The sequence below is a fragment of the Corynebacterium lactis RW2-5 genome, assembly GCF_001274895.1.
Lineage (GTDB): Bacteria > Actinomycetota > Actinomycetes > Mycobacteriales > Mycobacteriaceae > Corynebacterium > Corynebacterium lactis.
The window spans coordinates 74,427-93,795 of sequence record NZ_CP006841.1 but is presented as its reverse complement, the minus strand read 5'-3'; the positions used below and the strand labels follow the sequence as shown (position 1 = coordinate 93,795).

The 19,369-nt window shown below is 62.0% G+C and carries 13 protein-coding genes; 3 read left to right on the top strand and 10 right to left on the bottom strand.

The annotated features are described in order from the left end of the window. Nucleotides 1-8: 8 nt before the first annotated feature. The gene (locus CLAC_RS00355; RefSeq protein ID WP_053411228.1) at nt 9-590 is read right to left on the bottom strand and encodes a hypothetical protein; all 582 of its coding nucleotides are present in this window, start codon (nt 588-590) and stop codon (nt 9-11) included. 198 nt (nt 591-788) lie between these two features. Between CLAC_RS00355 and CLAC_RS00350 the strand changes: the two genes are divergently transcribed. After that, nucleotides 789-1,484, top strand: coding sequence for a NeuD/PglB/VioB family sugar acetyltransferase (locus tag CLAC_RS00350; RefSeq protein ID WP_053411227.1), 696 nt, complete (start codon nt 789-791; stop codon nt 1,482-1,484). Here CLAC_RS00350 and CLAC_RS00345 read toward each other — a convergent pair. The 6 genes from CLAC_RS00345 to CLAC_RS00320 are packed head-to-tail and all read right to left on the bottom strand — an operon-like array spanning nt 1,481 to nt 9,378. Further along, the gene (locus tag CLAC_RS00345; protein WP_053411226.1) at nt 1,481-2,092 is read right to left on the bottom strand and encodes a sugar transferase; all 612 of its coding nucleotides are present in this window, start codon (nt 2,090-2,092) and stop codon (nt 1,481-1,483) included. The two genes, CLAC_RS00350 and CLAC_RS00345, sit on opposite strands and share 4 nt — an antisense overlap. Before the next feature lie 49 nt (nt 2,093-2,141). Continuing rightward, nucleotides 2,142-3,827, bottom strand: a complete 1,686-nt coding sequence (locus CLAC_RS00340; RefSeq protein WP_053411225.1) for a hypothetical protein — start codon at nt 3,825-3,827, stop codon at nt 2,142-2,144. Beyond that, on the bottom strand, nt 3,824-5,038 hold the full coding sequence (locus CLAC_RS00335) for a DegT/DnrJ/EryC1/StrS family aminotransferase (protein WP_053411224.1): 1,215 nt from the start codon (nt 5,036-5,038) through the stop codon (nt 3,824-3,826). The genes CLAC_RS00340 and CLAC_RS00335 overlap by 4 nt, the downstream gene beginning before the upstream one ends. Next, nucleotides 5,038-6,252, bottom strand: coding sequence for a glycosyltransferase family 4 protein (locus CLAC_RS00330; RefSeq protein ID WP_245621904.1), 1,215 nt, complete (start codon nt 6,250-6,252; stop codon nt 5,038-5,040). Before CLAC_RS00330 ends, CLAC_RS00335 begins: the two co-directional genes overlap by 1 nt. A 7-nt stretch (nt 6,253-6,259) precedes the next feature. Next, nucleotides 6,260-7,531: a lipopolysaccharide biosynthesis protein gene (locus CLAC_RS00325; RefSeq protein ID WP_082312927.1), complete on the bottom strand. Its 1,272-nt coding sequence runs from the start codon at nt 7,529-7,531 to the stop codon at nt 6,260-6,262. Next, complete coding sequence (locus tag CLAC_RS00320; protein ID WP_053411223.1) at nt 7,531-9,378, bottom strand: nucleoside-diphosphate sugar epimerase/dehydratase; 1,848 nt, start codon at nt 9,376-9,378, stop codon at nt 7,531-7,533. Before CLAC_RS00320 ends, CLAC_RS00325 begins: the two co-directional genes overlap by 1 nt. A 293-nt stretch (nt 9,379-9,671) precedes the next feature. On the opposite strand from CLAC_RS00320, the gene CLAC_RS00315 reads away from it, so the two are divergent. Continuing rightward, entirely contained in the window at nt 9,672-10,775 is a 1,104-nt protein-coding gene (locus CLAC_RS00315; RefSeq protein WP_156324720.1) for an LCP family protein, read from the top strand. 33 nt (nt 10,776-10,808) lie between these two features. Here the strand turns inward: CLAC_RS00315 and CLAC_RS00310 are convergent, their stop codons facing one another. Next, the gene (locus CLAC_RS00310; protein WP_245621903.1) at nt 10,809-12,353 is read right to left on the bottom strand and encodes a tryptophan-rich sensory protein; all 1,545 of its coding nucleotides are present in this window, start codon (nt 12,351-12,353) and stop codon (nt 10,809-10,811) included. Nucleotides 12,354-12,382: 29 nt separating this feature from the next. On the opposite strand from CLAC_RS00310, the gene CLAC_RS00305 reads away from it, so the two are divergent. Next, a complete protein-coding gene (locus CLAC_RS00305; RefSeq protein WP_082312926.1) occupies nt 12,383-13,042 on the top strand; it encodes a CPBP family intramembrane glutamic endopeptidase in 660 nt (219 codons plus the stop codon). Nucleotides 13,043-13,199: 157 nt separating this feature from the next. Here the strand turns inward: CLAC_RS00305 and CLAC_RS00300 are convergent, their stop codons facing one another. Together CLAC_RS00300 and gltB are read right to left on the bottom strand one after the other, a co-directional pair. Beyond that, nucleotides 13,200-14,741 carry a glutamate synthase subunit beta gene (locus tag CLAC_RS00300; RefSeq protein ID WP_053411219.1) on the bottom strand — a complete coding sequence of 514 codons (1,542 nt, stop codon included), beginning with the start codon at nt 14,739-14,741 and terminating at the stop codon, nt 13,200-13,202. Then, nucleotides 14,734-19,356, bottom strand: coding sequence for a glutamate synthase large subunit (gene gltB / locus CLAC_RS00295; RefSeq protein ID WP_245621902.1), 4,623 nt, complete (start codon nt 19,354-19,356; stop codon nt 14,734-14,736). The genes CLAC_RS00300 and gltB overlap by 8 nt, the downstream gene beginning before the upstream one ends. Nucleotides 19,357-19,369: the final 13 nt, after the last annotated feature.

Here is a 19,369-nt window from a genome sequence, read left to right as displayed (position 1 = left end):
ACGAAGTTTTAGAGGGATTCCGGGGTCTTCTTCTGCAGCACAATGCTTTCCGCCAGCAGATCCCAACACTCACGCTGCCCCTTGTGTCGTAGATTTAGCGCGCCGAGAACTGCATCAGGAATCCACAAGAGAGGTTCATCCCCGCCACGTTCGTGCTCGATTCGGATGCTAGGAACAACCCCCTTCTGCTGCAACGCAACAATATGCGCCCGATCCTGCGCATCCTGCTTTTTAGATCGACCTTCCATGACTACTCTGCAGATACCCATCTCTTCTAGCTCAAAGTAGATCTGCTCCAGGCACTTACGGCGGAATCGCTCCTCCTGTCCCGACTCGTCGCCATAGTGGGACACAATTGCGTTCATATTGCCGATTTCGCCTATTTGCCTAGCGATGGCCAACTTCCGCTTAATATTCTCATCGGTCCAGTGCAACTTCTTCTGCCCCGGCAGCAGTAGCGACTCCAAATCTGCACGAATACCGCTAATTCGCTCAACCTCCACCAATGCCGCGCAGACCATGTACACCTTCTGCCCTTGCGGCCTGAATGCTCGCGACTCATCAATGAAGGCAACGAACGAACTTTCCATGCCATCATCTTAACCAGCCGTTCGGATTAAATAACGCAGTTAACCAGTGCTGTATCTTGCACGATGCGACCGTCCCCGCCAGCCGTCCAATCGCCACACAAGCCACCTCCCACCCCCCACTCCGCTAGGTGTAGCCAAAAGTCTCTTCGGCGCCTTTGCCCTGGCCTTGCCACCGCGCGCAATGGGACAATTACGCCCATGGCAAATCCGTGGATTAACAACACTGCAACCCAGAAAATCGTTATCGTCGGCGCGGGAGGTTTCGGCCGGGAAGTCGCAAGTCATATCCGCGACATCAACACCTACGCCGTCGACCACGGGCTGCCAGAGCAGTGGGAAATCCTCGGTTTCATCGACGACGGCGAACCCGACCTGGAGCTTTGCCGCCGCTTCGGGCTAGATCATCTGGGCGGCTCCGATGCCTTCGCTTCTCTGCCCGAGGGCACCTCGTATGTCATCGCCATCGGCAATGGCGCGGTGCGTCGCCTCATCGCCGAGCGTGCCGACGCGGCCGGCCTCTCCGCCGCCACCCTCGTCCACCCGGACACCACCATCGGCATGTTAGTCACTCTCGGAGAAGGCACGGTCGTCTGCCCCGGTGCGCGGATTACGTGCCACATTGAGCTCGGTGCTCACTGCCAAGTTCACGTAAACGTGGAAGTCGGGCACGACGCTGTGGCACATGATTTCGTCAGCATTTTCCCGCTGGCCGCGATCTCTGGATTCGTCACGCTCGGCGAGGCCACCACTATCGGCGCGAATTCGGTCATCAACCCAGGCGTCACCGTCGGGGAGGGCGCGTACGTGGCCTCCGGAGCGGCAGTAAATAAGGACGCGGAGCCGTACACCCTCGTCGCGGGTGTTCCCGCAAAGCCGAAGAAGTCCCTGCGCTAGCCGGTAAATTCGCTCATGGTCGCCTGGCCCTCGGCGTTGATTCCCTCCCGCTTCAGTACCACGAGCACGGTATCGAGGAGAATCTTGGCGTCGGCAAGCAGGGACCAGCTGTCCACGTAGCGGACGTCGAGCTCGAAGCGCTCCTCCCACGACAGGCCGTTGCGGCCCGATACCTGCGCCAACCCGGTGATGCCAGGACGAACCTCGTGGCGACGCGCCTGCCGAGGCGTGTAGCGATCGAGGTAGGCCATGAGCAGCGGGCGCGGACCGACCAGGCTCATATCGCCGCGCAGGACGTTAATTAGTTCGGGCAGCTCATCGAGACTTGTCGAGCGCAAGAAGGCGCCGACCCGAGTGAGGCGGGAGGCGTCGTCGGTAAGCCCGCGGGCGGGGTCGACCGGGAGCATGGTGCGGAATTTCAGCATGTCGAAGGGCTGTCCGCCCAGGCCGGGGCGCTGTTGGCGGAAGAGGATGGGTGAGCCCATCGATAGGCGCACCGCAAGCGCCGTCGCGCCGAGCACTGGCGATAGAGCGACGAGTCCCGCCGTCGCCGCGGCGATGTCCACGCCTCGTTTGATGGCGCGTTGCGCGCGCAGGCCTTTCGACATTGTCATCTCCCCTGTGTTTCATGTGATTTGTGGTCGGGTTGTCGGGTGGTTACTCGCCGGAGAGGGCACGCAGCCATTTCTCCGCCCGCTCGTCGAGCTTCGCTTTCCGACGTGCCTTGCTTCCCAACGCAATTGCCGCAACGGTGCCGACCGCGGCTCCTGCTGCAATGGCGATACCGGCACCTTCGAGGGACTTCTGCGGTGCGGGGCGTGGTGCGGAAGTGAATTCCGGTTCCTGAGTGGGCTCGGGTGCGGGCTCGGGTTCCGATGCAGGCTCCGGCTGCGCGACGGGCTCGGGATCGTTGGCCTCGTTGGACTCACCAATCTCGTCGGCCTCGTCCGACTCAGTGATTGGTTCTGCGTCCTCGGTATCCTCGATGCTGGTCGCTTCGTTAGACTCAACGACTTCTTGGCTCCGGACCTTCTTCCACAGGAACATCACGAGCGCAACAAGGCCCACGGTGGCAAACTCCATTGCGACTCGTGGAATTGAACGAGCCCAGTAGATGTGGAGTCCTCCCCAAACCAGGTCGCTAAGTCCAGCAGCAAATGTCACTGCACAAATAAAGAGAGCAGCTGCCCACCATTTTTCAGCCATTTTATTGACACCCTTGGCCAGGCCCCTATTCAACGCAGCAAATAGTGCACCCGTTACGAGGCTTCCGAGAATGACACCCGTAACGCCCCACATCCAGTACCATTCACCGGTTGCATTTGCTGCAACAGAAAACCATTCATAGCCGGGCTTGGCTTTCTCCGGCATCCAATACTTCACTAACTCATAGCCAATAGCGCGAGGCAATTCCCAATCCGAAGGCGCAATGTCTTCGAAAATGGTTAGTAGGTTTGCCCCACCTTGGAAATCGAAACGTGATTGCTCATGTAAATCGATGAGATTCGCAAAGGTGACAAATGGATCAGTCAGCGATTCTAATCCTGTACGGTTTGCAGAATTCCCGGCATGAATCTGTTCTTGATGCGCCTTTCGAAGCTCGGAAAAGACCATAAGTGCTACTGGTCCAGCGAGAATCGATAGCAACTTCACCCACAGCCCGCGGACGCGAACTGAAAACATAATCAGAAGTCCCAGACCCAAGGCAGCGATTCGAAGGCGTCCCTGTCCGCTGTGAATCTGAAAGATATAGATTGCCGACAACACGGCCACAATCGGGAGAGACAACCAGAGAAACCACACGGAACGATGCCACCAAGCGCCGAAGGCCATAAGCAGAATTCCCACTACCGCAAGGCTCTCAACAACGATGCTTGGTAGAGACCCGGAGCCGTGAATCAAATAAGCACCGGCAAATTGTGCCAATCCGAGTACCGCAAAAACAAGCGCCCCTGGCACGACTGCCCGGCCCGGGCTGAGAATCCCGAAATTCCAGGAAAACAACGCACTTACCACTGTGAAAAAGAGAGTAAGGACGATTGCCGAAGAGAGCGCGACGGTAGTTATCCGCGCGTCGTCCCATGCCACATAAGCAGGAAACGCTGCAGTCAACAATGTTACGAGCGAAAAAACGCCCAGCGGCGTAATTGCCTTCGCACCATGGCCGACAAAAACTCGTAGGCAGAAGACTGCGAGTGCTACGGTACCAGCCTGAGCACTAAATAGAGGCGTGACCCAAAGCCCAGAAATCCACACAAACAGGACAACTACGCACCAAAAGACCATTTCCCATCGCGATAATCGTGAGATAGCAATAGAAAATCTGTCGACGGCCTGTTTCATCCCAGTACTTCCCTCAAAACGCTTATCACCCGCGCCACATCATTGTCATCCAGTGCGGGTCCACTAGGCAGAGTAATGCCTCGGGAAAAGAGATTCTCGGCAGTGCCATTGACCACCGCGCGGGAACCTTCGTATAGCGGCTGTAGGTGCATCGGCTTCCACAGGTGGCGCGCCTCAATGTTGGCCTTGCCCAGCGCCTCTATGACGATGTCCGGCGTCAAGACCCCCTCATCGACAACCTTTTGTGGCAACACAATCGATGTCAGCCAGCAGTTCTCCGTGAAGCGTTCGTCGCTGTCGGAGAGCAGGCGCGTTCCTTTGCCCGGGGCATCGTCGGGAAGCGAAGCGAGCAACTCTATGTAGGCATCGCGGATCTCGCGACGGCGGGCGATCATGGTGTCGAGGCGGTCGTGCTGCGCGCGCCCGAGTGCCGCCAGCAGATTGGATAGGCGGTAGTTGTAACCGATATCGGTGTGCTCGTACCAGGCGACGGGCTGTCGGGCCTGCGTGGACAGGTAGCGGGCCTGACCAATCAGGCGGGTGTCGTCGGACAGCAGCATCCCGCCGCCGGATGTGGTCATAATCTTGTTTCCGTTGAAGGACAGGGCGGCGGCGCGGCCGAAGCTACCAGCGGGTTTGCCGTCGACCGAGGCGCCCAGAGCTTCGGCGGCGTCCTCGACGATGGCGACACCGAGCTCGGCCAAGCGCGGGGCGAAGGCCGGGTAGTCGGCGCAGCGGCCGAACAGGTCCACCACCACGACGACCGGCACGCTACGCCCCTCCGCCAGCAGCTCCTCAACAGTGCTGACCAGCAGCTGCGGGTCGATGTTGCCGTCCTCGGTGGAATCGATAAACACAGGCGTCGCGCCGACGTAGGAGATCGCATTCGTGGTCGCGGCGAAAGTCATTGAGGATACCGGCACGAAATCTCCGCGGCCGACTCCCAGCGCCAGAAGCGCCAAGTGCAGTCCCGCGGTGCCAGAGGATAGCGCCAGCCCGTGGGCTACGCCGCAGCGCTCGGCAATCTCGGACTCGAAGGCATCGACCTCCGGTCCGAGGGGTGCCACCCAACCCGAGTGCAGGGCGCGGACGACAGCCTCCTCCTCGGCCTTCGTAACGGTCGCCAGAGACAGGAAAATACGCTTCTGATCAGCGCTTGTTGGAGTGGAGTCCTGAGCGGCAGTGCTAGGTGCAACGGTAGATGAGGTCATTAGTTCTGTTCCTTCCGAATGCCGCTAACGGCACTATTGAGCACGTCCATGAGCTGGGAGTACAGGCTGTCGCGGGCAAAACGCTTCTCGCCCAGCGCCCGATTGCGCTGGCCCGCGGCGCGCAGCGCATCGCGGTCGGCGACAATCTCGGCGAACTTGCGGGCCGCGGCCGGGATATCGCGCGGCAGGCGCCAACCCGAGTCGTGCTCGGTGGCCGCCTCCTCCAGCCATCCGCCATGGTTGAACACAACCGGACGGGAGGCGGCCATAGCGTCGAATACCTTGTTCAGGGAGTTGCCCTCCAGGCAGGGGTCGTCTCGCAGCGGGGATAGCGCCACGTCAGCGGCCGAAACATACTTCGCCACCGCCTCCTTAGGCTGCCGCCCGAGGAACATCGCATCCGCGTCCAGCCCCGCATCCAGGGCCCGCCGGTGCAGGGCCTCCGAGTCGCTGCCCTGGCCAATCAGGACGAAACGCACGCCCTCGACACCGTCGCGGCGCAGCTGCTCTGCCAGGTCGACGATCCATTCCAGCTGGTAGGACATACCGAACCCGCCGGCGTACACGGCGACAACGTCATCGCCCCAGCCCTGCTCGGCGCGGAAGGCGGCGCGCTGGTCGGCGGGCACGTCGAAACGCTCAAAGTCCGACGCATTCGGAATCACGGTCACGTCCTTGCCCGGTGCGACTGCAGCGACTCCCTGCCCCATCGATGGCGACAGCGCCACCACCTGCGAGGACGCCGCGTAGAATGCCTTCTCCAGCGTCTTCGCCAGGAATATCGCCACCGGGTTGTTGAGATATCCCAGCTTGATGGGCACCTCCGGCCACAGGTCACGGATCTCGGACACCAGCGGCGCCCGGCGCACGAACTTAGCCACGATGCCCGGCACCGCCACGGTCAGCGGGGTGGACGAGGCGAAAACGACGTCGGCAGGCACCCGCGCGGCGACCACCGAGGCCCGCACCAGGAAGCTCACGAAGCTGCCGATGCGCTCCCGCGTCGACATCTCATTGCGATACGGAATAGCCAGGCGGCGGACGTGAATGCCGTCGACGACGCGATCCATCGGCGCCTGGCCGCCACAGATCATGGTCACGTGATGGCCGTCGGCCGCCATCCGCCTCGCGAACTCGTAGGGACGCGACCCACCCGGCTCGCCCGGCAGCACAAAGTGCTGGTGAATGTAGGTGATACGCATTGACTTTCGCATAATCTAACTACGCCCCTTCGACGCTGGTAGAAGTATCTTTTTCGCTGCCGCCATCGCTGCCACTGACACCGCCGCTATCCCCGCCTCGCGACGCACCACGCAGCAGCACGCCTGCCGCAACCAGCCCCGCCAGCAGGTACACGACAGCGCTGGCCCAGGCGGCGCCGAGGGCGTCGGCAAGCAGAATTCCGATCGGGTAGCAGACCACAGCGATGACCACTGCAGCTAGCTCCACCACGCCAATCCGGCGCGGGTTTGCGCTGCCGAGGATCTCGCCGCATAGGTGCCGGTAGCAGCCCAGGAGAACTGCCGCGACCGCCAGCGGCGCCACCAACTCACGCGCGGGCGCGAACTCCGACCCAAACACCGGCACGATCAGCACGTAGAGCACCGCGCCGCCGATGCCTCCGAGCAGCGCGTAGGCGGCCGCAATCACTGCGAGCCTCTTCCCCACGCTTGCCGACGACACCTGCGTACGGCCCTGCCCACTCGTTTCACTGGTTCGCTGATCGGCGACCGACTGCGCGACCCAGTACAGCGGCTCCGTGGCAGTGGCCACGACGATGTACAGGCCGAGCGAAGCCGGCGACGCCAGTGCCGGCAGCAGGACGCGATCGAGGCGGGTGGCCGCCAGCGTGCCCAACCCCGATGCAATGAACGGGGCGTTCGTGCGCGCAGTCTCGATAACACCACCGGCCCGCGCATCCGTGAGCGCCCGCGCTTTAGCGAGAGCCCACGCCGCAAGCGGCAGCGCCGGGAAGATATAGGCGGCGGCCCAGGCTCTCCAGTCGGACACTCCGAGGAAGTACAGCGCCAGGCTAATCAGCAGCACGGAGCCCTGGAAGGCGGCGAAGAAAGCGACGAAGAAAGCAATCCTGCCGCGACTGATCGCGACCGCTCGGACGATGGCGAAGGACACAGTAACCAGCGCGACCACGCCGGTCAGCGCGAGCCACGGGCCGTAGACGAGCCCCGCCACCAGCGCGGCCAAGGCGGCGACCAGCACCATCGCTGATACGGAAGGGACCAGACCGTGGGCGCGGTCATCGCGGCGCAGCAACAGCCGGTCTGCGCCGAATCCGACGAAAGGAGCCACCACATAGGCGAACTGGAGGACCGTCGCGACCTCTCCTCGACCGGAAGGCCCCAGCACTCGCGCGGATAGGATACTTACCACGAAAGCGACGACCGCGGCCAGCGCCGAGGCCGCCGAAATCGTCGCAACTGTGCGGATACGTCGCCCTACCTGCGAAGAAGCGGGCGATGCGGGTGCTGCCACTAGCTCTGCTCTCCGACCGCTGCCGACATCACAGCGTGGGTCTGCTCCGAGCCGCCGTGCTCCGCGAGCCAACGTCGCGCACCCTGGTGGTCGTGCGTGTAGAAATCAATCGACGGGTCGAGCGGCTCCGCCTCGACGCGGACCTCGGTAATCAGCGGGTGTCGGTCTCCGACGGCTGCCTCCTCGCGATCGTCGACCAGGTCCTCGGAGATTTTCTCGCCCTCGCGAAGACCGGTGTAGACGATGTCCACGTCGGCGTCGTGAAGCTTAATCAGGTTGCGGGCAAGGTCGGCGATGCGCACCGGCTTTCCCATCTCTAGCACCAGCGTCTCGCCGGACTCCGCGACGACCGTGGCCTGCAGCACCAGCTGGGAGGCCTCGGGGATGGTCATGAAGTAGCGCTCGACCTCCGGGTGCGTCACCGTCACCGGGCCGCCCTCCTCGATCTGGCGCTGGAAGGTGGTAATTACCGAGCCGCGGGAGCCAAACACGTTTCCAAAGCGCACCGACGCCCAGACGCCGGAGTGCTCGTTGCCCATATGCGCGGTCAGGCGCTCCGCGGCGCGCTTCGACTCGCCCAGAATCGACGCCGGATTTGCCGCCTTATCAGTGGAAATATTGATGAAGGTGCAGACATTTGCCCTTGCTGCAGCATTCAGGACATTCTGCGTGCCGACGACGTTGGTCTGGACCGCCTCGGCCGGGTAGCTCTCCAGAAGGGGCAGGTGCTTCAGGGCCGCAGCGTGATACACAATATCCGGCTGGCGCTCGGCGAAAATCTGGTTCAGAGTCTCCGCGTCACGGATATCGGCCAGGACGGTGTCGGAGCCGTCGAGAAGCGCTGTGCCGGTGAGCGAGAGCTGGGTGGCGTGCAGGCCGCCCTCATCGCGATCGAGCATGATCAGCTCGGAGGGGCCGAAGCGGTGGACCTGGCGGCAAATCTCGGAGCCAATGGAGCCACCTGCGCCGGTAACCAGCACCTTCTTGCCTCGGATGAAGGAGGAGACCTTCGTCTCGTCCAGGTTCAGCGGCTGGCGGCCAATCAGATCGGCAATGTTGATTTCGCGAACCTGGGAAGTCGTGCGGGCACCGCGATGGCGGGAGTACTCCTCCACCGGCGGCAGCACCAGCAGACGCAGCTGCGATTCCTCGCAGATGTGGTTGAGCACGTTGATATACTCGGTCGACAGCGCCTCATCAGTGGCAATGATGACGGATTCGGCGCGGGTACGCGAAGCCACATCCTCGAGCTGCTCAATTCCGCGTACGACACGCAGACCGTGGAAGCGGTGGACAGACCCCTGCTCCGGATCAACGACCGCGACAACCTGGAATCGATTATCACGAGAGGTTCCGGCATCGGTCAGGCTGTTGATGAAGTACTTAGCACGCCGACCGGCACCCAGAATTACCAATCGCTCGCAGCGGTGTTTTGACCTGAAGTTGGTCGCGATCCAGCGTGCGACCGTGCGGGCCAGAATCCCGAACAGGGTCGCGCAGATACCTGCGGCGAGCGGAATGAACCATTCAATCGGCGGATTCGTTACCAGGATGATGGTCAACGCCGAAGCCGTCACGGATGCGGCCATGTTGAGGATGAACAGGACGATATCCTCCGTGCGGCTGCCCGGCCAGACACGCTGCGGGGAGGAGTACTCACCGAGTGAGATGCCCAACAGCACCATAACCAGTATCGCCAAGCCGATAATAATGTAATTCGTGCTCGAAATGTTGGACAGCGCCACCATATCATCATTGATAAGGCCCACCATTGCTGCCAGAGCAATTAGCCACGCCAGTACGTCAAGCGCAACCCACTGCGCCTGCTTCCATTCTCCAACTTTCATAATGGTGCCCCTGGTGTTGTGTTAACAGCACTGCATGTTCTTCCGCTGCGCTGGCGTACATACTTTTGATGGACACAAAGTTATTGTGGTTATATCTTCTTAACAATGGGCGTCTGCACCGCATGTGAGGTAACCGTAATTCCACCACGCGGTTGCCATTTTTCTCTGACCTGGTAAGAGGGCTAAATTTTTAGAACACATGAGGTTATGTGACTCATATCACTCATACACATCCCATTGAAATTCGAAAACCCGCTGAATAAAACGATATTTGGGTTGCTAAAGTCTTCTCTGTGGCACAAAACCCGACCGCCTCCGGGCCGCAGAAACCAGCTCCGCGCGAACCGAGTTATCTTCTCACTTCCGAGACACCCAATCGCGAAAAATGGTCAGCATTCCTACTTTCGCACCCCATAGTTTCAGCATTCGTCACGGCTGTCGCAGTGCTCCTCATCATTGTGATGGTTCTCGCAGCTACCCTGTGGTGGCACATCCGCCCCGTCAGCCAATTGAGCGATGTCGAAACTAGCGCTGATCAGCCTCGAACTATCCTCCTCCTCGGCATCGATAGCTCGAGCAGCCAGTTCGAAGCTCAGCGCTCCGACGTGATGATGCTCATCAGAACCCGTGAGAACCCACGCTGGATTGATATCGTCTCCGTCCCTCGGGACTCCCAAGTCACAATGCCCAAATGCACTGGCAGCCATGCCGGTGAAATGGACAAACTCAACGCAGCATTCGCCTACGGTTCAATCACCGGTGACGACACCAACTCGGGGACGGTCCCCGACAGCCCCGCCGCAGCCGGGATGTCCTGCGCAGCGACTGCACTCTCCGAGGCCTCTGGCATCTCTATCCATGACAGCGTCGCCATTACCTTTTCTGGTGCAACCGACACCATCGACGCGCTCGGCGGCGTCGACCTACCCACCGACAAAAACGGGCTCATTGTCCGTAATAGCAAACGCCCCGAATCCGCCGCGAGCGAACCATCTGCGACCCCCATGGTTCGCCATTTCACAGGAGCTGAGGTTCTCAAGCAGCTGCGCGCACGCAAAACGGTCGCCGATGGCAGCGACCTCGCCCGGATTAACCGTCAGCAGGAAATCCTCGGCGCCATCCTCGATTATTTTCGCCAGCGCGAAATTGTCGACAATCGCGGCACCATTCAATCCATCAGCGATTTCACGATTCTTCTAAACACGCTTGCCGGCGAAACCAAGCACACTCTCGGCATCGGAGAAATGCAACAACTGCTCAGGGCCGTCGTTTCAACTCCTGTTTCCTCCGCAACCCTGCCCACCCGCATGGCACCCGACGGAGTCAACGTTGCCTGGGGCTCTCAGGCAGAGGAGTTCTGGAAGCTCTACCGGGAAGGTATCGACCTGCCCCGGTAGGTCCCCTCAGACCAGGAGCATGAGTGGCCACCTCTACCTATTCCTCCTACGAATTGCTCCGCTGAGAATCGTGGCGAAGGAAGTCCACGCTGCGTAGGGGGCCAGAACGACTCCGCGTTGCGGGGCGGATTTCCATGCTCGGCGTACCAAGTCAGCGGAGCTTAGAGCCAGAGCTCCAGACCACACTGTGGCCACACCCTTCTTCTTCGAACGGAAGAACACCCCGGGCCAGCCGGCATTTAGCAGAAGGTTGATTCCCAGTGCCACACTGTTGCTACGTGCGGAACACTTACTGTCCCCATCGTCGTCAGATTCCAGGTTGTCGGACAGGACTAGTGAGTTCACCACGGCAATATCGGCGTACAGCGCAGTCCAGACGACCGGGAAAATCCCTGCCGGCGGCTGCCACGACGGCAGGTCCAGACGGCGGTACTCCTTATTCTTCGGATCGGTTAGGATGCCGCCCACTGTCGCGCATGCGGCAACCGCGGCTCCCACCGTCGCGAATGTACGTAGCCAGCGTCGTGTATCGACGCGCTCCGTAGCAGCCAGGACAGCTTCCTTGAAGGACTGATTACCGCCCTCCGGGGTGCCGATATAGGACTCCAGGTCACGCTCCTTGACCACCGTGTCGTGCATCAAACTCCCGATTAGCGGCTTCGCAATCTGAGCTCCCACGGGTGTGACCAGAGAGATCCAGTGCGAAGCGAGCTCGGGTGTAGCCACGGGAGCAGAAAAAATCACCCTCGGGCCGAGGCGAAGCGTCGCCGCGTACTCCTTCATCATGTCCGCGTACCTGTGGGTGACTGGGCCTCCGATGTCAAAGGTACGGTTGACCTCCTTGGGCAAGTCTGCTGCACCGGTGAGGTAGAAGACCACGTCTCGGACGGAAATAGGCGTGATCCTGTTCTGAATCCACTTAGGCCCGATGGCACCCGGAAGGCGCTCGGATAAATGCCTGAGCATCTCGAATGATATTGACCCCGCACCGAGCACTACACCCGCCTGGAGAGCAGCCGTGGGAACTTCGGAGTCGAGGAATACCTCGCCAACCTTCACCCGGGAATCCAGGTGCTCGGATAGTTCCTCACCGTCGGGGTGCAGTCCGCCCAGGTAGACGATTCGTCCCACCTCGTTTTTTTCTGCAGCCTCGGCGAAATCCTTAGCCATGGCAATCTCTGTGTCTTTGAAATCGTCATCGCTGGACATGGAATGCACCAGATACCAGGCCACATCGATACCCCTTAAAGCCTGATCGAGGTCCTCGGGCCGCGATGCGTCGCCTTCAAATACTTCGACCTGGCCGGCACCGGCGGTGTCACCCTCGTCAACGATGTGGTCACCCCACTCCATGGATAGGGCTTTGTCACGGCTACGAGACAAGGTGCGTACGGCCCACCCCTTATTAATTAACTCTCGGGTGACGTTTCCACCGACGTAACCGGTAGCTCCGGTGACCAGGGCCAGACGTGGAGTGGATGCGGTGTTGCCTGTGTCCATGACGGACTTGTCCTCTCGTTGGCGATTGCCAAATACGCTATGTAGCCCCAGCGTACATACCTTTGCCAATTCGGCCACAGGTTTGCTCCTCATGCCAGACTGGTTTTATGCCATCTTCAGCCCCTAACACTTCCACTGCACCAGCGATGGGCCGAATTACCTCCAGGGTCCTTCTACCTGCCGCTCTGGGGGCAATCGGCTTATTCGTCGCAGCGAATTCGGGAGCCGGCTCGGTCGGTTTCTATGCGGCGACGTTTTTCACGGCAGCGGTATGGCTTTTTTCATGGCTGCTCGCAGGGCGCCGCGACGCTTTTCTCGGTACCTACCTGCAGGAGTCGGTCAGAGGCATGGCGCTGGGGCTCGGTCTCGTCGCCGTGTTCATCGTTGGAGCGATGGGAGTCCGTTTCATCCCGGCTTTGGCAGCGCCCGTTGCTGAACTGCTCGCAAACATGGGCACCAGCACGGTCTGGCTGACGCTCGTCACGTTGGTCGTCAACGGCATCGGTGAGGAAATGTTTTTCAGGGACGTCGCCCAGGGAGAATTTGACCGAAGTATGACACCTTCGATGGCAATCATCTCGCAAATGGCACTCTACATTGCAGTCACTGCGGCCATGGGGGTCCCCCTTCTTTTCGTCGCCGCCCTCCTCATCGGAGGATTCGCGACAATGGAAGTAAAAAGGTCGAGCAGACTAATCTCGGCATCCGTAATGCACGTCACCTGGGGCATAGGCATGGCGTTTCTGTTGCCGGTATTCATCCACTGAATATTAATTCGCCTAGATTCCCCGTCCTCCTCACTCCTGCCCAATCACAATCATGCCGCTGAAACAGGGAAAGGTTGGAGCCCGACAGCCATGAAGCGGGCCCCAACCTAGTCTTTGTTATTTCATTGAGCTAGCATCACGCCAGCTCAGTTCCCCATTACATGCCGATTGGCATGTCCTTCGGTTCGACTGCGCGCGGCAGGTTCGACTCGCCCATCAGGTAACGGTCGACCGACTCCGCACACGCACGTCCCTCGGCGATGGCCCACACAATCAGGCTGGCGCCACGACCGTTGTCGCCCGCCACGAAGACGGGGCCGTCGAAGTTGCCCTCGAGGTCGGTGCGCAGGGCCATGTATTCGTCGTCACGCATCATGACACCGCGATCGTCGAATTGGATACCCAACTCATGTGGCAGGCCGCCACGCTCCGGACCTGAGAAGCCCAGGGCAATGAGGACCAGGTCGGCGTCGAGCTCGAAATCGGTGTCCTCCATGGGCACACGCTTGCCGTCGATGACCTCGACCTCGTTGGCGGATAGGCCGGTGACCTTGCCCTCGGAGCCGTGGAAGGCGACGGTGTTGACGTTGAACACGCGCTTGCCCAGGGCCTCGCCGGTCACGCGGGCGTTCAGGCCGAGCGCCTCGGTGGCCTCCGGCGGCTCGGAGCCGGTGATGGTGTACTCGCCCTCTTCGTGGGCGGTCGCCACGCGCCAGACCAGCGGGTACATCGGCCACGGGGTCGATGCAGCGCGGGTCTTCGGGGCGCGCGGGCGGATGTCGAACTGCGTTACGGACGCGGCTCCCTGGCGCAGCGCGGTACCGAAGCAATCGATGCCGGTATCGCCACCGCCGATGACGACGACCTTCTTGCCCTTGGCATCGATAGGTGCAACATCGAGCTCACCAGCGGCGACACGGTTGGCACCCGGCAGGTACTCCATGGCCTGGTGGATACCGTCGAGGTCACGGCCGTCGACCGGGAGGTCTCGCGGGATGGCAGCACCGGTGGCGAGAACCACGGCGTCGAACTCGGCCAGGTCGGCGGCGGTCGGAGAGATGCCGGTGCGGAACTCGGTGCCCTCGATCTCCATCTGCTCCAGGCGTCGGTCAAGGAAGCGCTGCTCCATCTTGTAATCCGGCACGCCGTAGCGCATCAGGCCGCCGATCTTGTCGTCGCGCTCGAAGACGGTGACGTCGTGGCCGGCGCGGGTCAACTGCTGCGCGGCAGCCAAGCCTGCGGGGCCCGAGCCGACGACTGCGACGTGCTGGCCGGTGTCAAAGGTCGGCACGATTGGCTGCACCCAGCCCTCGTCGAAACCGCGCTCAACAATAGCCAGCTCGATGTTCTTAATGGTCACGGCGTCGTCGTTGATGCCAAGCACGCAGCCGCCCTCACAGGGGGCCGGGCACAGACGACCTGTCCACTCCGGGAAGTTGTTGGTCGCGTGCAGGCGCTCGAAGGCCTCGTGCCAGCGGTCCTGGCGCACCAAATCATTCCACTCCGGGATGATGTTGCCCAGCGGGCAGGCAGAGTGGCAGAAGGGGACGCCGCAATCCATGCAACGCGCTGACTGTTCCTCGATGAGACCCTCACGGCCCTCCTCGTAGACTTCCTTCCAATCCATCAGGCGCAGCGGAACCGGACGGTGCAGCGGCTCTTCGCGCTTATACTTCATGAAACCCTGCGGATCAGCCATTATTCACTGCCTCCATGATTGCAACGTTGATGTCAGTGTTTTCTGTCTCCGCGCGCTCGATGACGTCCAAGACGCGGGCGTAGTCGCGCGGCATAATCTTGATGAACTGACCCGCCGGGTAGTGGGTCTTCGATCCGGTGACCTTGCGGTGGACCGCCAGGGTGCGCTCCAGCCACTCGGAATCCTCGGCCTCCAGCGGCAGGACGTCGATCAGCTCGGTGTTCAGGTTCGCGCGGGTTTCCTCGGTGTCCAGCAGGTAGGCGATGCCGCCGCTCATGCCGGCGCCGAAGTTGCGCCCCACCGGGCCGGCCACGACCACGCGGCCGCCGGTCATGTACTCACAGCCGTGGTTGCCGATGCCCTCGACCACCGCGGTTGCGCCCGAGTTACGGACGCAGAAGCGCTCGCCGACGGTACCGCGGACGTAAATCTCGCCGCTGGTAGCGCCGAAGCCCAAGACGTTACCCGCAATGGTGTCGGTCGCCAGATTCGCGGTCGGCGGCGCCGAGCGCGACGGTTTGACCACAATCTTTCCCCCGCACAGGCCCTTGCCGACGAAATCGTTGGCGTCGCCTTCCAGGTTGATGGTCACGCCGCCGGGCAGGAACGCGCCCACCGAGTTTCCGGCCGAGCCGGTGAAGTTCAGGATAATCGAGTCCGCGGGCAGGCCGTCTCGACCCGACACCTTCGTCACCTCGTGCCCCAGTCGCGTGCCGACGGAACGGTCCACGTTAGTAATGGCGTGGTTGACCGTCACAGGGGTCAGATCCCGCTTGGCACGGGCGTCGGAAAGCAGTGCTTCCGCCTCGGCAATAAGGCGCTCATCCATGGAGCCTGCCAGGCCGTGGTCCTGCTCCTTGGTGCAGCGCGGATCCTGGTCTTCGAAGAAGGGGCTCTCGGCGGCGTGCAGGAAGCGGGACAAGTCCAGGCGGGCGGCGCGGGGCAGGCTGTCGAGGTCCGTGCGCGGGCGTAGGCACTCGACGCGTCCGATGGCTTCATCGATGGATCGGAAGCCCAGTTCGGCGAGGTATTCGCGGACCTCCTGTGCGATGAAGGTGAAGAAGTTGACCACATGTTCGGCGCGGCCAGTGAACTTCTCGCGCAGCTTCGGGTTCTGCGTGGCGATACCGACCGGGCAGGTGTCCAGGTGGCATACGCGCATCATGACGCAGCCCTCGACGACCAGCGGCGCGGTCGCGAAACCGTACTCCTCGGCGCCCAGCAGCATGGCGACCATAACATCGCGACCGGTCTTGAGCTGACCGTCGCATTGAACGCGAATGCGGTCGCGCAGGCCATTGAGCATCAGGGTCTGCTGGGTCTCGGCAAGTCCCAGCTCCCAAGGGCCTCCCGCGTGCTTCAGCGAGGTCAGCGGGGATGCGCCGGTGCCGCCGTCGTGACCGGAGATGAGCACAACGTCGGCGTGCGCCTTCGACACTCCGGCGGCGACCGTGCCGACACCCAGCTCGGAGACTAGCTTGACATGAATGCGGGCGCGCGGGTTGGCGTTCTTCAGGTCGTAGATCAGCTGCGCCAGGTCCTCGATCGAGTAGATGTCGTGGTGTGGCGGCGGCGAGATTAGGCCGACGCCCGGGGTGGTGACGCGGACTTCCGCGACCCACGGGTAGACCTTGTTCGGCGGCAGCTGGCCGCCCTCGCCGGGCTTCGCGCCCTGCGCCATCTTGATCTGGATATCCGTGCAGTTGGACAGATAGTGGCTGGTCACGCCGAAGCGTCCCGAGGCAACCTGTTTGATAGCCGAACGCTTCCAGTCACCGTTGGGCTCCATGTCGAAGCGGGCCGGGTCCTCACCGCCCTCGCCAGAGTTGGACATGGCGCCCAGGCGGTTCATGGCAATCGCCAGAGTCTCATGCGCCTCGGCGGAGATGGAGCCGTAGGACATCGCACCCGTCGAGAAGCGCTTGACAATACTCGAGACCGGCTCGACTTCGTCAACCGGGATTGGCTCGCGGTCGGAGGTGAACTCCAGCATGCCGCGCAGGGTCGCCAGCTGCTTGGTCTGGTCGTCGACCTTGCGGGTGTAGTCGCGGAACACGGCGTACTGCCCGGTGCGGGTCGAGTGCTGCAGCGTGTAGATGGTCTCCGGATTGAATAGGTGGTACTCGCCTTCCCGACGCCACTTGTACTCGCCGCCGAGATCCAGGTCGCGGTGCGCCTGCTCCTCGGGACGCGGTAGGAAGGCGCTGCGGTGACGTGCGGCAACGTCGCTGGCGATGTCGTTCAGGCCGACTCCCTCCAGCGGGGAAACGGTGCCGGTGAAGTACTCATCCAGGAACTCCTGGGACAGGCCAACGATGTCCGCCAGCTGCGCGCCGCGGTAGGACTGCAGCGAGGCAATACCCACCTTAGACATGACCTTCAGCACGCCCACCCAGGCGGCCTTGCAGTAGTTAGAGCAGGCTTCGTCGAGGGTCAGGGTGCCGAGCTGGTTCTTCATGCGCAGCTCGTCGATGGTCTCAAACGCCATGTACGGGTTGATGGCATCTGCACCGAAGCCGAGCAGCATGGCCATGTGGTGGACCTCGCGGGCGTCGCCGGCCTCGATGATGAGGGAAGCACGGGTACGGGTGCGCTCCTCCACTAGGTGGTGGTGGACCGCAGAGGTCAGCAGCAGAGACGGAATTGGTGCGAAGCGCTCGTCGGACTCGCGGTCGGACAGCACGATTAGGCGAGCGCCGCGGTCGATGGCCTCGGAGACCTCGCGGCGTACGCGGCGGATGGCGTTGCGCATGCCGCGGCCGCCCTGGGCGACCGGGTACAGGCCTGAGATGACTTCGGCGTGGAACTCGGAGAAGCGCTCGTCCTCGCCGGCCTTGCACAGGGTGACGAAGTCGTGGTTATCCAGAATCGGGTGTTCCAGGCGGATGCGCCGAGCGGCCGCGGCAGTAGGCTCCAGGATGTTAATCTCCGCACCCAGCAGAGTATTCATACTGGTCACGGACTTCTCGCGGATGGAGTCAAGCGGAGGGTTGGTCACCTGCGCGAAACGCTGGGAGAAGTAGTCGAACAGCATGCGTGGGCGGTTAGATAGCGCCGCGATTGGGGTGTCCGACCCCATCGAGCCGATTGCTTCGGCTCCAGTCAGGGCCATCGGGCGGATGATGAGATCGACGTCTTCCTCCGTTATGCCGAAGACGCGCTGGCGCAGCACCGCGCGGATGTGTGGCATGTACTGGTAGCGCTTCTGGGGCAGGTCCGCCTTATCGACGAGCCTCTGCTCCACCCATTCCTGGTACGGGCCGGTAGCGGCGAGGGTGGACTTAATCTCCTTGTCCTCGACGATGCGGCCCGCCTCCATGTCCACCAGAAACATGCGCCCGGGTTGGACACGGGTGCGCTGCACAACGTGCTCCGGTGCGATGTCCAGAACGCCGGCCTCGGAGGCCATGACGACCAGGCCCTCGTCGGTGACCCAGATGCGTCCCGGGCGCAGGCCGTTGCGGTCCAGGGTGGCGCCGATGACATTGCCGTCGGTGAAGCACACTGCGGCCGGACCGTCCCACGGCTCCATCAGGCAGGCGTGGTACTCGTAGAACGCGCGGACCTTCGGATCCAGGGTGTCGTCGTGCTCCCAGGCCTGCGGAATCATCATCATGACTGCGTGAGGAAGACTGCGACCGCCCAGGTGCAGCAACTCCAGTGCTTCGTCGAAGCGCGCGGTGTCAGAGCCGTTCGGGTCGCACACCGGCAGGGCGCGGTCGATATTTCCGAGGGCACCGGAGCGAATCAGGGATTCGCGGGCACGCATCCAGTTTTCGTTGCCGCGCACAGTGTTGATTTCGCCGTTGTGAGCGACGAAGCGGTACGGGTGCGCCAGTGGCCAGGACGGGAAGGTGTTCGTCGAAAAGCGGGAGTGGACGATGGCGAGCGCAGAGGTAACCTCTTCGCGCTGCAGGTCGAGGTAGAAATTCGACAGCTGCGGGGTGGTCAGCATTCCCTTGTAGACGATGGTGCGCGAGGACAGCGACGGGAAGTAGACGGTGTCACTGCCCGAGCCCTCTCCGGCGCCGCGATTGCCGAGTTCGCGCTCGCAGCGCTTGCGCAGGTAGAAGACTTTGCGATCCAGGTCGATTCCGGAGAGCTGATGCCCTTCATGATTCTTTGCAGTAACGAAAATTTGCCGAAACACCGGCATGGCATCGCGTGCCATGGAGCCGAGCTCCTCGGGGTTGACCGGCACGTCGCGCCAGGCCAGGATCTCGATGCCCTCCTCGGCGCAGATGTCCTCGATGGCGCGGATCGCGTCGAGGGTGGCCATGCGGGCCTGCGGCAGGAAGGCAATACCGGTGGCGTAGGTGCCGGCCGGCGGGAGGATGACGCCTTCCTTGGACAACTCGGCGCGGTAAAACGCGTCGGGCACCTGGATGAGAATGCCGGCGCCGTCGCCGGTGTTCTTCTCCGCGCCTGCTGCGCCTCGGTGGTCCAGGTTGACCAGGGCCTGGATACCCTTTTCCACGATGTCGCGCGTCTGGCGACCGTGGATGTCCGCGACGAAGGCGACACCACAGGCGTCGTGCTCCTGGGCCGGGTTGTACAGGCCCTCTCGCTTGGGACCGCGGGCAAGCGTGGTCATGGGTGAATCTTTCAGGGTCATGGCTGTTATCCCC